The sequence below is a fragment of the Nostoc sp. genome (assembly GCF_036917575.1).
In the GTDB taxonomy this organism is placed as follows: Bacteria; Cyanobacteriota; Cyanobacteriia; order Cyanobacteriales; family Nostocaceae; genus Nostoc.
This window is the reverse complement of sequence record NZ_JBALDC010000079.1, coordinates 24,539-37,880: the sequence shown is the minus strand read 5'-3', so window position 1 is coordinate 37,880 and position 13,342 is coordinate 24,539. Positions and strand designations below refer to the sequence as shown.

Sequence of the window (13,342 nt, the reverse complement as noted above, 5' to 3'; positions counted from 1 at the left end):
AAACAGTCAACTGTTACTCAAGCTAAATTTGACTTTCCGACCAAACAAGCGCCACGCGCCTGGATATAACCAATCAATCGGCGCATTTAGTGATTAGGTGTGTAAAGGCATCAATCAGGCGATCGCTTTCCATTGGTACGATGTCCTTCCCATGCATCACATTTTGAGTAATATGAAAATGCACCAATGCTCCTAAGAGAATTCTCGCTGTTGCCTCTGGGTCAGGTATGTTTAATTCAGGAGCCGCCAAGTATTGAGTGAGAGTTTGGGCTACTGGCTTAATCATCGCTTGAACACAAATTTGAGCTAACTCAGGAAAACGCCCAGATTCCCCAATTAGTACTCGCATAAATGCACTATGTTCTTTGTCGTTAAGCATTTGCTCTAATGCTTTGGTTGCTACCTGGTGCAGTATAACACCTGGTTCTCCTTCAATTGGTTCTGTGCCAAAAATGGAGCTATTTTTTTCGCTTGTCAGTTGCTCTAACAGTACTTTAAAAAGTCCTTCTTTATCTTGAAAGTGGCTGTAAACTGTCGCTTTAGAAACACCTGCTGCTACCGCTACCCGATCCATGCTTGTACCAGCATAACCATGTTGAAGGAATTCTTGCATTGCCCCTTGCAGAATTTGCTCTACTTTATCAACGGAATTGTCTCGATCGATTTCGTCAGTTTTGATGCGTACCATTTATTAATTATCCTTTCTTATAAACAATATTAATAGATGCTGCAAAATATCCAGTACAAAATGGCGAAAATAAACATAACTAGATCGGCGGCAAAATTTGTCCTTGGGATAAGGCACAGAGGTATGAAAGAAGAGAGTTTTAGTGTAGTTTATCTTTCTTCATATAGTTTGGTTTAATTGTGTCAACTTACTTACTCTTCGATAAAGCTCAAAAACCTTTTTTATCAGCTTGACTCTGTGTATTAGATAATTAATCCCAGTAGGGAATAGCATTCCGCTGCATAATGCCTTTGCAAATTAATTGACAAGTTTAGTTATATCATGTTGACTAAACTAGTCCGTTTAGTTTAGCATAAATTGAACTGTACAGTTTAGTACAAGTTGCTACTGGTGGTCAGGGAAAATAGTATGGAGCAAAATAGGAATTCAGAGGGTTTAAGGTCTTCTCAGAATCTTTTGCGATCGCCTCTTCTACTTGCAATAATTGCAGCTTTTGCCATAGGTGGTTTCAGTGTTTATACAGTAACGAGGCTTCAGGCTACAGGTAATGAAAAGCAAAAAGCACCAGTAGCAGTTCAGCCTGTGGTAAAAACAGTAACAGCATTAGGGCGGTTGGAACCAAAGGGGGAGGTAATAAAACTGTCAGCGCCTTCTTCAATGGGTGAAGGAAATCGGGTAGAGCAACTATTGGTGAAAGAAGGCGATCGCGTCAAAGCTGGGCAAGTAGTTGCGATTATGGACAACCGCGCCCGCCTACAAGCTACTTTGGGTGAAGCACAAAAACAAGTTCAAGTTGCCAAATCCCGCCTTAACCAGGTAAAAGCTGGAGCCAAACAGGGAGAAATTGGAGCGCGCCAAGCTACGGTAAATCGTGTACAAGTAGAACTACAAGGAAACATTAAAACTCAGCAAGCAACAATTAATCGTCTAGAAGCAGAACTCCTTGGGCAACAACGTAGCTTGCAAGCAACAGTGGCTCGCGTAGCAGCTGAGAAAAATAATGCCCAAGCTGACGTGCAGCGCTACGAGACTTTATACAAAGCAGGAGCAATTTCTAGCCAGGAAGTTGATCAAAGACGCCTAAGCGCCGAAACTTCTACTCAAGCCTTAATTGAAAGCCAAGCCACCCAAACAAGAACTGTAGCCACCCTACAACAGCAGCTTAACGAAGCAAAAGCCAACCAAAATCAAACCCTCGCCAGCTTGCAACAGCAGATTAACGAAGCAAAAGCTAACCTAAATCAAACCACTGAAGTTCGTCCCACAGATATAGCAAATGCACAAGCAGAGATAGACAGTGCTCAAGCCACAGTGGAGAAAATTAGAGCAGAACTGGCAGAGGCATACGTTGTAGCTCCTAAAGCCGGTCGAATTTTGGAGATTAATACCCGAGCCGGAGAAACTGTTGGCAATGAAGGAATTGTGGCCTTAGGTCAAACCGACCAGATGTATGCAGTAGTAGAAGTCTACCAAAGTGATATCAAGAGAGTGCGTCCGGGACAACCGGTGTTGGTAAGTAGTGATTCCCTCCGCCATGAATTAGAGGGAAGAGTGGATTGGATTGCTATGCAGGTAAAGCGGCAAAATCTGATCAACGCTGACCCCTCTAGCAATATTGATGCCAGAGTAGTGGAAGTGCATGTGCAACTGAATAAACTATCCAGCCAAAATGCTTCTAACTTAACTAATTTGCAAGTCAAGGCGGTGATTGAACTGTGATTGGATTTATCCAGCAACTGCGGCGGCGAACGCCTTTAGGATGGCTGCAACTGAGTCATGAAAAAGGTCGTCTTTTGGTGGCATTGTCAGGTATTGCTTTTGCCGATGTTCTAATGTTCATGCAGCTAGGGTTTCAGAATGCCCTATTTGAAAGTAACACAATGCTGCATCGGAGTATGCAGGCTGATATGTTTGTCATCAGCCCCCAAGCACGTAACCTAGCATATATGTCTAGCTTTACGCGGCGGCGTTTGTATCAAGCAATGGATGTACCAGGTGTAAAGTCGGCAGAAGGAATGTATGTCAACATTGTTGATTGGAAAAATCCCCAAACACATCAGAAAACGACAATATTAGTTATGGGGTTCAATCCTGATCTGCAAGTGTTGAACTTAGCGGATGTGAATCGCCAAATAGATGCGATTAAGCTACCAGATACCGTTCTGTTTGATCGCTCCTCTAGAGGAGATTACAATGAAGTACTCGCCAAAATTGACCAAGGTAAAACTGTCACAACCGAAATAGAACGGCGGACAATTACTGTTAGCGGCTTATTTTCAGTCGGGGCTTCCTTTATAGCTGATGGTACTTTAATCACCAGTGACCAAAACTTTCTGCGACTATTTCCCAGACAAGAAGCCAGCAGTGTCAGTCTTGGTTTGGTGCAGCTGCAACCAGGCTATGACCCACAACAGATGAAAATAACTTTACAATCTCATTTAGATAATGATGTTAAAGTTTTAACCAAAGCAGAATTTCTCGAATTTGAAATAAATTACTGGAAAACAAATACGGCGATTGGGTTTATCTTCAGCCTGGGTGTAGCAATGGGGTTTTTGGTAGGCGTGATTATCGTCTATCAAGTTCTTTCTACAGATGTGAATTCCCATATCAAAGAATATGCCACTTTTAAAGCAATGGGATATAACAATCTCTACTTATTAAGTGTGGTGTTTGAAGAGGCGATAATTTTGGCGATTTTGGGGTTTATCCCAGGAGCGATCGCACCTTTAGGACTTTATCATTTAACTCGTAATGCCACCAATTTGCCAGTTTACATGACCGTAGCACGGGCCTTGACCGTATTAACACTGACGATGATTATGTGCATCATTTCTGGTGCGATCGCTACTCGGAAATTACAGTCTGCTGACCCCGCAGATATGTTCTAAGAAATAGGGACTGGGGACTGGGGACTAGGGACTACGGACTAGGGGGATAAGGGAGAATAACCATCCTCAATCCCCAATACCCAATCCCCAATACCCAATCCCCAATCCCTAATCCCTAACCCCTAAATATGTCTCCTGTCATCTCTGTGAAAAATCTCGACCACTACTTCGGTCATGGTCAACTCCGCAAGCAAGTTCTCTTTGATATCAACCTAGATATTAACGCCGGCGAAATTATTATTATGACTGGGCCTTCTGGTTCTGGTAAAACTACACTTCTTACTTTAGTCGGCGGCTTGCGTTCTGCCCAATCCGGCAGTTTGCAGATATTAGAACAAGAACTGTGTGGCGCTAACAAAGGACAACTTACTCAAGCACGACGCAATAACGGTTATATTTTCCAAGCTCACAACTTGCACGGTAGCCTAACAGCACTCCAGAACGTCAGAATGGGCTTGGAAATGCATAAAAATATTTCGGCAGCAGAAATGAAAACCCGGTCAGCCCTAATGTTAGAGGAGGTAGGATTAGGAGAGCGCCTGAATTATTATCCTGATGATTTATCTGGGGGACAAAAACAAAGAGTTGCGATCGCTCGTGCGTTGGTCAGTTGTCCTAAAATTGTTTTAGCGGATGAACCCACCGCCGCCCTTGACAGTAAATCGGGACGCGATGTGGTCAACTTGATGCAAACACTAGCTAAAGAACAGGATTGTACTATTCTCTTAGTTACTCATGACAATCGTATTCTAGATATTGCCGATCGCATCGTTTATATGGAAGATGGCAAATTATTAAATGACAGTGCTGTTGTTGCAGTATCTTAAGCAGATTCTTTTTGAGCAATTCTCACAAATTAAATACGATCAACATATTTTTAGTGGTTGTAATTAAAATTACTAAAAATTGATATAAATTTATACCGCTCGTAATCATACTAAACATTTTTTGTTATTTACTTAATTTGATTGTGATTGTTGGCGCTGTTACAACCTGGAATTTTAAAACCGTTTACTATACCTGAGTACTTTCATAAAACAAAAGTAGTTTGCTAAAAACATAAACCTCTAATTCGGTAAAGATATTCGTTGTGATCCTAACCAGTTAAATCAGTTTATCTAAGTAAAATATCAACAAGTTCCAAATTATTTTATGGATTTGGAAGTGATAAATCAACAATAACTGACTCCAAAAAGTAGGAATTAGCAAACAAGTAAGGATAAAAGCTTAGTCTGTTCTTTTTTATGCGCCACTAGTTAAGAGGTAATCTATGGTGCGAAACTCAAAGCTAGGGTACAGAATGTTCCCTAAGTCTATTCTGCGTCCATCCGTTGCTACAGGTATAACTATATCTTTATTAGTTGGCGGCATAAGTTTTTATATAGTAAAACGTGGGCAAAATTATGCCAATCAAGAGGCACAAGTACTAGCAACACAATTGCCACAATTAAAAACAGTAACAGCTTTAGGGCGACTCGAACCACAGGGAAAGGTAATTAAACTTTCTGCTGCGGTGTCTGCGGAAGGAAGTCGGGTAGAAAAGTTGTTAGTAAAGGAGGGCGATAGGGTAAAGGCTGGACAAGCGATCGCAATTTTGAACAGCCGCGATCGCTTGCAAGCAGCATTTAAAGAGGTACAGGAACAAGTGAAAGTAGCCCAAGCAAACCTAAACCGTATCCAAGCAGGTGCTAAACAGGGTGAAATTACCGCCCAAAAAGCTGCGATCGCTCGTCTAGAAGCCGAACGCCAAGGTAATATTAATGCCCAAGCCGCGACAATTGAGCGATTTCAAGCCGAAGCGTATAACGCCCAAGCAGAAGACGAACGCTATCAGCAACTATATCAACAAGGCGCAATTTCCGCCTCCCAACGGGATAGCAAGCGTTTAAACTTGGAAACCGCCCAAAAAAGCTTGCAAGAAGCCCAAGCACAGTTAAATCGTACCCAATCAACTAGTCAGCAACAAGTTAAACAAGCCACAGCAACACTTGATGAAATCGCTGAAGTGCGCGGAGTGGATGTAGATGCTGCTAAAGCAGAAGTCAATCGTGCCCTAGCAGCCATGAATCTGGCAAAAGTTAATCTCGAACAAGCTGTAGTGCGATCGCCCCAAAATGGACAGGTATTTGAGATCCATACACATCCTGGGGAATTAGTATCAAATGATGGCATTGCAGATATTGGACAAACCAGCCAGATGTATGTCATCGCCGAAGTCTACGAAAGCGATATTGGCAAAGTGCATTTAGGGCAGCAAGTGCAAGTACTCGGTGATTCTCTCCCAATTGAATTGCAGGGAATTGTAGATCGCAAAGGCTTGCAAGTGCGACGGCAAAATGTCATTAACACAGATCCCGTCAGCAATATTGACAACAGAGTAGTAGAAGTCCACATCCGATTAGATGAAACTTCCAGCCAAAAAGCTGCCACCTTAACCAATATGCAAGTTAAGGCAGTAATTGAATTGTGAAAAATTCGGGATTGGGGATTGGGGACTGGGGACTAGGGACTAGGGACTGGTAAATGAGGAGCAGGGGAGAGTTAGAACTGGATTCATCCACTTCAAAGCCTCGTTCATCCACCTCAAAGACTGATTCATCTAGCTTAAAGACTCAAAATCCCCAATCCCTAATTCCCAGTCCCCAACCCCCAGTACCTAATTATGGGATTGCTCAAACAACTGCAACGGCGAACTCCTCTAGGATGGCTGCAACTGAATCATGAAAAAAGCCGTCTTTTAGTGGCATTATCAGGCATTGCCTTTGCTGATCTTCTGATGTTCATGCAGCTAGGTTTTCAGACTGCACTGTATGACAGTAACACCAGACTACATCGCAGTTTGCAAGCAGACATTGTTTTAATTAGTCCCCAAGCCCGTAACTTAGCAAGCTTGTCTACATTTTCTCGGCGACGACTTTATCAAGCAATGGATATACCAGGGGTGAAGTCGGCACAACCAATGTATTTTAACAACACAATCTGGAAGAATCCCCAAACACATCGTGAGACAGGGGTGTTAATTATCGGCTTTAACCCAGACAAACCAGCTTTTGACTTACCCGATGTTAACCAGCAATTACAAGCGATCAAAATGCCGGATACCGTGTTGTTTGATCGTGGTGCAAGAGGAGATTATCAAAAAGCGATCGCTCAAATTGACCAAGGTAAAACCCTGACTACTGAAATAGAACGGCGCACAATAACCATTAGTGGCTTATTCCAAGTCGGGGCTTCCTTTGGCTTTGATGGCAACCTGATTACCAGCGATCAAAATTTTTTGCGGCTATTTTCTGGGCGACAGTCCAGCAGTGTCAGTCTAGGTTTGATTCTTCTAAAACCAGGCTATGAACCTAAAAAAGTAGCAGCAATGCTCAAAGCCTACCTCAAAGATGATGTCAGAGTATTAACTCACGCCGAATTTATTGAATTTGAAAATAACTTTTGGAGAACAAATTCCCCAATTGGGTTTATTTTCAGTCTAGGTGTATCAATGGGGTTTGTGGTGGGCGTGATCATTGTCTATCAAGTCCTTTCTAACGATGTTAATGCCCACGTTCGAGAATACGCCACCTTCAAAGCAATGGGATATCGCAATTATTACTTGCTAGGTGTGGTGCTTGAAGAATCGTTGATTTTAGCAGCACTGGGCTTCATCCCTGGACTGGGAGTGTCCTTAGCCCTTTATCAACTGACTCGTAGGGCGACAAATTTGCCCATCTACATGACTGCGATTCGGGCATTGCAGGTGTTAGTGCTGACCATCATTATGTGTACAATTTCCGGTGCGATCGCTACTCGTAAACTCCAAGCCACCGATCCCGCTGATATGTTTTAAAAATAGGTACTGGGGACTGGGGATTGGGTACTGGGAAATCTTTTCAATCCCCAGTCTTTAATCTCCAGTCCCTAATTCCCAATCCCCAATTAAAATATGCTTCCCATCATCTCCATCCAGAATCTCGACCACCACTTTGGTCACAGCTCACTCCGCAAGCAGGTTTTATGTAATATCAACTTAGAGATTAACGCTGGTGAAATTATTATCATGACTGGGCCCTCTGCTTCTGGAAAGACTACTTTGTTGACCTTAGTGGGTGGGTTGCGTTCTGCCCAATCTGGTAGTTTGCAAGTGTTGGGACAAGAGCTTTGTAGTGCAAGTGCTGAAGAACTAGTGCAAGCACGACGCCATAACGGTTATATTTTCCAAGCACATAACTTGCATGGTAGTTTAACGGCACTCCAAAACGTCAAAATGGCTCTAGAATTGCACAAACATCTTGGGTTAAAAAAAATGCAAGCTAGGTCAGCCCAGATGTTAGAGCAGGTAGGATTAGGAAATCATTTGCATTACTATGCCGATCAACTGTCTGGGGGACAAAAACAAAGAGTTGCGATCGCTCGTGCTTTAGTCAGTCATCCTGAAATAATCCTCGCAGATGAACCCACTGCCGCCCTTGACAGTCAATCAGGACGAGATGTAGTCAATCTTATGCAAAAACTAGCAAAAGAACAAGGCTGTACCATCTTGATGGTTACTCATGACAACCGTATCCTAGATATTGCGGATCGCATCGTTCAGATGGAAGATGGCAAACTCAAGTCAAAAGTAATACTATCAGCCTAAAGTTAATTAGCGTATTCTCTCATTCAGAGTTGATTTATAAAGTAAATTTGAAGTGAGGCAAGGCAGACTCACATTTTTGCCTTAATATCATTTTTTTTGCCAAATAAAGCGTTATTATGAGCAAATTTTGAATACTTACTAGTATATATAATTTAATTTCCTCTCACTGACTTACTTACTTAGTTTAAGTAATTTCCCCATACCAATTTCAACCTAACAATGTGATATTAGTGTCCAGTTAAAAAAGTGTCCAGTTGATTCCAAAATTTCCTTCAAGTATTATTTATGTAATGACAGCTAAATTTTATGCTGATTGCCAATGTCTATACACCTTGGTTATTAGAGTCAAGACCAATTTCCTAAAATTACAGATAAAATGATTCGCCCTTGCAATCCATAAGTACCTGGAGAATTTCCGAAAATTTATGGTTGTTAGTAACATTGGCTTTAAGCAGGAAACACTAGCGATAATAAGCTAATCTATTTTCCAATATAAGCAAGGGTTTTTTGTAGTTCTATGATTACTGAGAATAGCGCTAGTAGTTCAAATAAAAAGTTGCTCAGTTTTGATGTCAAAATTTTGACAGTCAATTGCCGTGCAATAAATATGTTAAAGGGAATATTTGCTGTTCTCCCGATCGCCTTGGCATTGCCTGTAGATGCTTTGCAAGTCAAGGTGATTCCAACTAATCCTAAATTAGGGGATACACTCTCGGTGGTGATTAACCTAGATAATCCAGAGAATAGTACAAATCCAACAGTAGCCAGTGGTAAAAATACATACCCAGCCTTTGAAGTTGCACCCAATCAATATCGGGCTTTTGTTCCCACAACTCCATTAGAAAAAGCTGGAACTAGAACACTTCGGGTTGCAGGGGATGGTCAAGTGCGAAACATGGCAGTGAATGTGCTTAATCGTAAATTCCCCGTACAACGCATTACTTTGCCACCTGGCAAAGCCGGAGTGGATGCCACAGACTATGAACTGAAGCGTGTCGCTGCTTTGAAGGCGTTACGAACACCAGAAAAGTATTGGAATGGAGTATTTCTGAAGCCAAATGCAGGGCGGATGAGTACAAACTATGGTGTACGTCGCTACTATAATGGTACATTTGCAAAAGACTACTATCATCGTGGTCTTGACTACGCTGGTGCTGCCGGTTCACCGGTAATTGCCCCAGCCGCTGGGCGAGTAGCTTTGGTAGGTAGGGTATCCCAAGGGTTTCGGATACACGGTAACGTAGTTGGCATCGATCACGGTCAAGGAGTAACCAGTATTTTCATGCACCTGAGTCGTATTAACGTTAAAGAAGGTGATTTTGTGAAAGCTGGTCAACTAATTGGTGCAGTAGGTTCAACAGGTGCAGCCACGGGGCCACATTTACACTGGGGTCTGTATGTCAACGGACAATCTGTCGATCCAACACCTTGGCGAACTAAGGTCATTAACTAGTAGAGGCAGAATAGATCTTGTCTTTGCATAATTTATGTATTTTTTGCTGAGAATTAGGCAAAATAAATTGGATTGATACCGTCCCTACCTTGCTTGGCTAACATAAATGATGATAAGCGTTATGAGTATCGAAAAAATTGTAGAACAAGCTCTCCAGGATGGTTATTTGACACCAGCAATGGAAGCAGAAGTCGGTAGAATCTGTGATAATGCCTCGGAACTCTCAATTGAAGAGTATATGGCGTTGGATCGGCTAATGGGTGCGCTCTTGACTGGTGAGGTAGTAGCGGTACCTCGTAAACAATTCATTAATGTCATGGAAGAATTGGTGCTAACAGAAGCGATCGCACGAGTCGCAGAAATTGAAGCTACCAGCGAAAGTTCTCTAGATGTCGGGGATATCGCTGCTTACGCTCTCAACCGCCTACCACCTTTATATGCTACTACAGAAGAAGGTGCTAACTTCCAGCGCCAAACGGCTCAGGCACAACTGCAAGACTTAATTTCTCAGCAAATAAGTGAGGCGATTAACCGTTACCTCGATCAACCCAATTTCTTCCCAGAACGGCAAGCCTTGGGTAAAAACACCGGAAATGAGGTTGTGCGGCAAGTTAGTGCTTTACTCCAAACATACGCACCTAATTTTGAGCAAAATGACAAGCCAAATAACAAGCCAAATAACAAGCCAAATGACAACGACTCTTAATTAATTAATCACGTACTAATACTTTTGTTCCTATACTCACTTGCTCATATAACATGGCTCTGCTGATGGGTAATACGCTATTGACTGGTGAGGTAGTGGCAATACCTCGTATACAATTCATAAACGTCATGGAAGAATTGGTAATGACCGAAGCGATCGCCCGAGTTGCAGAAATTGAACCTACCAGCGAAAGTTCTCTAGATGTCGGGGATATTGCTGCTTACACTCTCAACCGCCTACCACCTTTGTATGCTACTACAGAAGAAGGTGATAACTTCCAGCGCCAAACAGCTCAGGCACAACTGCAAGACTTAATTTCTTAACAAATAAGTGAGGCGATTAACCATTACCTTGATTGACCCAACTTCTTTCCAGAACGGCAAGCTTTGGGCAAAAACACCGGAAATGAGGTTGTACGCCAAGTTAGTGCTTTACTCCAAACATACGCACCTAATTTTGAGCGAAATGACAAGCCAAATGATAACGACTCTTAATTAATTAATTACGTACTAACACTTTTGTCCCTATACTCACTTGCTCATATAGCAATCGGACATCAGAATTACGCATTCTCAGGCAGCCGTGGGATACAGCCGTTCCTACCAGGTCAATATCCGGTGTGCCATGAAAGCCAATTTCGTTCCGTCCATCTGACCAAAAACCAATCCATCTATCTCCCAAGGGACTATCCGTACCAGCCTGAAATACTTTGCCAGTAATCGGGTGACGCCAGATTGGATAGTGTCGCATGTGGATTACCTGGAAAGAACCTGTGGGAGTTTCCCAACCTTTCTTACCAACAGCAATGGGATAGCTGGCTATCACCTCATCTCCTGCGTATACATAAGTGCGGCGATCGCTTAAATCAACTACCACTTGGGTCTTGACATTTGCCAGCCTATTAGATGGTATTTGTTGAGCTGAAGCCTGAGACCATAGACCTTTTGGCCAACTATCTGCAACTGGATTTTGTCTTTCTACTTGTCCCACTAGTCGCGTCTGAGTTGGTAGGTCGCTTGCTTTAGCTACATTATTTTTAATAGTTTGGATCTGAGTTTGAGGCTCAATAGTAGAAGGCTTGAGTGTAGAAGCTCTACGAATAGTTGTTTTAGCTAGATTCTTCTTAATTATTTGCGATTTAATGGTAGAAGACTTGAATGTAGAAACCCTACGAGTAGTTGTTTTAACTAAATTCTTCTCAATTATTTTTGATTGAGTTTTAGGTTTAATAGCAGAGGACTTTGGTGTAAATGTTCTCTGGGTAGTCGAGCCTTGGGTCACTTCATCAGGTGGCACAGATCCAGCCAACGCAATTTCCCCCAAACTCACTTGGGAAAGATTTTTGTAGACTCCCTCTCTCCGGCTTCCCTTAATATTAGTTCCGGTAGGATCTCGCCGCATCAAAGTAGATGCAGACTTTTCATACTGCCGTTCCGCCGTACTAATGCGCCAATGGACAGCTAAGGATAAAAATGCTGTGCCAAAACAAAGCAGCATTACCATACGCCCTACAGATTCGTTTCTTACCATTGCCATCGCCTATTGTTTATCCCTGACATATCCAACCGATTAATTGGATGAGTTCATCATCTAATTATCAAAAATTTATCAATACTTATCATTTCCTTTGTAAATCTGCCAATACCTCTGGGCAAACTAAGACTATGCAAATTGTCCCAGCGGCGCGGCAAAATTCCAAAAGTTTTGAGGATCGTAAGCCTCTCCTGGGACTTTTTGGTGGAACTCTTGAAATGTAGCAATCAATCATTAATGGTGTGGATGGATGAAAAATCATGTTTGAAAAACTATTGCTAGCGCTAACAATTACATTTTCCCTGAATTTCTTTCTTCAAGTCCGCGTACCAGAGCAACATAACTCTAGTGCTGCCTTCAGGCCACAAGCAGAACAATCAGCAACTATTCTGGTAACGAAATCAAAAAATTAAATCACTATCTTAGCAACCACAGCAACCTAACTTCCAGAAATTATTACCCGAATTTTAAAGGTATTAAGAAGTTAGAATTACAAAATTTTATCTTCATTTTTATAACCAAATTTAATTATCTCGATCAAGCGTATATACCCAGTTGCTAAAATTACTAAAATGTGCATTCAAGCGCGCCTTTGTTCGTTAATCGGTCTTATGCAACTATGGAAGCAGTATAAGGAAAAGTGGCTCTGCTTATTGCTATAAATGTATCCAAAATTGTATGCTTCAGTGTTCCAGTCATCAATCCGTCACCTAAGCGTGGAACTTCTGTCTCATTAACAGGTCTAATAGATAGGGATGATTTAGAGCCAGTACGATCTATGAGTCAGTCGATTACTGTATCCTGGTCAACGGTTGATGCAAAGTATCCAGAAGCATCAGTGCAAGTTGACAAACTCCCTAACCACGATTTAATTTTGCGCTGTCAAGCTGGACTGCGACCAGATCGTGCTGCTTTTGCGGAACTATTACGCCGCTATCAAAGTCAAGTCGATCGAGTTCTATACCACCTGGCTCCAGATTGGACTGACAGAGCCGATTTGGCTCAAGAAGTTTGGATTCGAGTGTATCGGAATATTAACCGATTACAAGAGCCTGCTAAATTTCGGGGCTGGTTAAGCCGCATTGCCACGAACTTGTTTTACGACGAGTTACGGAAACGCAAGCGGGTTATGAGTCCTTTGTCACTGGATGCTCCCCGTTCCTTAGAGGACGGCGAGATGGATTGGGAAATCGCCGGCGATACCCCAGGTCCTGAGGAAGAACTGACAACTAGAGAATTTTATGAGCAATTGCGGGAAGCGATCGCAGATTTACCAGAAGTTTTTCGTACTACCATTGTCCTTAGAGAAATCGAAGGCATGGCTTATGAAGAAATTGCCGAAATTACTGGAGTTTCTCTAGGAACTGTGAAGTCAAGAATAGCTAGAGCTAGATCGAGGCTGCAAGCCCACTTGCAGAATTATCTAGACTCATAATTTACAGTATCT

The 13,342-nt window shown here is 42.3% G+C and carries 12 protein-coding genes and 1 pseudogene; 11 read left to right on the top strand and 2 right to left on the bottom strand.

The features are described from left to right. Positions 1-73: 73 nt before the first annotated feature. Complete coding sequence (locus V7K79_RS23750; RefSeq protein WP_335051020.1) at positions 74-688, bottom strand: TetR/AcrR family transcriptional regulator; 615 nt, start codon at positions 686-688, stop codon at positions 74-76. A gap of 408 nt (positions 689-1,096) precedes the next feature. Between V7K79_RS23750 and V7K79_RS23745 the strand changes: the two genes are divergently transcribed. The 9 genes and pseudogenes from V7K79_RS23745 to V7K79_RS23705 form a co-directional block, all read left to right on the top strand. Next, positions 1,097-2,407 carry an HlyD family efflux transporter periplasmic adaptor subunit gene (locus V7K79_RS23745; protein WP_335051018.1) on the top strand — a complete coding sequence of 437 codons (1,311 nt, stop codon included), beginning with the start codon at positions 1,097-1,099 and terminating at the stop codon, positions 2,405-2,407. Continuing rightward, a complete protein-coding gene (gene devC, locus V7K79_RS23740; protein ID WP_335051016.1) occupies positions 2,404-3,579 on the top strand; it encodes an ABC transporter permease DevC in 1,176 nt (391 codons plus the stop codon). Before V7K79_RS23745 ends, devC (V7K79_RS23740) begins: the two co-directional genes overlap by 4 nt. Before the next feature lie 128 nt (positions 3,580-3,707). Continuing rightward, positions 3,708-4,406 (top strand): DevA family ABC transporter ATP-binding protein, encoded by a 699-nt coding sequence (locus V7K79_RS23735; RefSeq protein ID WP_335051014.1) that lies wholly within the window; start codon positions 3,708-3,710, stop codon positions 4,404-4,406. 446 nt (positions 4,407-4,852) lie between these two features. Beyond that, on the top strand, positions 4,853-6,049 hold the full coding sequence (locus tag V7K79_RS23730) for an ABC exporter membrane fusion protein (RefSeq protein WP_335051112.1): 1,197 nt from the start codon (positions 4,853-4,855) through the stop codon (positions 6,047-6,049). Positions 6,050-6,241: 192 nt separating this feature from the next. Further along, the gene (devC, locus tag V7K79_RS23725; RefSeq protein WP_335051012.1) at positions 6,242-7,414 is read left to right on the top strand and encodes an ABC transporter permease DevC; all 1,173 of its coding nucleotides are present in this window, start codon (positions 6,242-6,244) and stop codon (positions 7,412-7,414) included. 96 nt (positions 7,415-7,510) lie between these two features. Next, positions 7,511-8,203 carry a DevA family ABC transporter ATP-binding protein gene (locus tag V7K79_RS23720; RefSeq protein WP_335051010.1) on the top strand — a complete coding sequence of 231 codons (693 nt, stop codon included), beginning with the start codon at positions 7,511-7,513 and terminating at the stop codon, positions 8,201-8,203. A 517-nt stretch (positions 8,204-8,720) separates the two neighbouring features. Next, positions 8,721-9,656: a M23 family metallopeptidase gene (locus V7K79_RS23715; RefSeq protein WP_335051008.1), complete on the top strand. Its 936-nt coding sequence runs from the start codon at positions 8,721-8,723 to the stop codon at positions 9,654-9,656. A 121-nt stretch (positions 9,657-9,777) separates the two neighbouring features. Further along, positions 9,778-10,362: a late competence development ComFB family protein gene (locus V7K79_RS23710; RefSeq protein WP_335051006.1), complete on the top strand. Its 585-nt coding sequence runs from the start codon at positions 9,778-9,780 to the stop codon at positions 10,360-10,362. Positions 10,363-10,424: 62 nt separating this feature from the next. Beyond that, positions 10,425-10,856: pseudogene (locus tag V7K79_RS23705) on the top strand (late competence development ComFB family protein); the annotation flags it as partial. Positions 10,857-10,860: 4 nt separating this feature from the next. Here the strand turns inward: V7K79_RS23705 and V7K79_RS23700 are convergent. Further along, positions 10,861-11,493 (bottom strand): L,D-transpeptidase, encoded by a 633-nt coding sequence (locus V7K79_RS23700; protein ID WP_442938966.1) that lies wholly within the window; start codon positions 11,491-11,493, stop codon positions 10,861-10,863. A gap of 662 nt (positions 11,494-12,155) precedes the next feature. On the opposite strand from V7K79_RS23700, the gene V7K79_RS23695 reads away from it, so the two are divergent. Together V7K79_RS23695 and V7K79_RS23690 are read left to right on the top strand one after the other, a co-directional pair. Then, positions 12,156-12,308: a hypothetical protein gene (locus V7K79_RS23695; RefSeq protein WP_335051004.1), complete on the top strand. Its 153-nt coding sequence runs from the start codon at positions 12,156-12,158 to the stop codon at positions 12,306-12,308. A gap of 365 nt (positions 12,309-12,673) precedes the next feature. Beyond that, entirely contained in the window at positions 12,674-13,330 is a 657-nt protein-coding gene (locus V7K79_RS23690; protein ID WP_335051002.1) for a sigma-70 family RNA polymerase sigma factor, read from the top strand. Positions 13,331-13,342 lie beyond the last annotated feature (12 nt).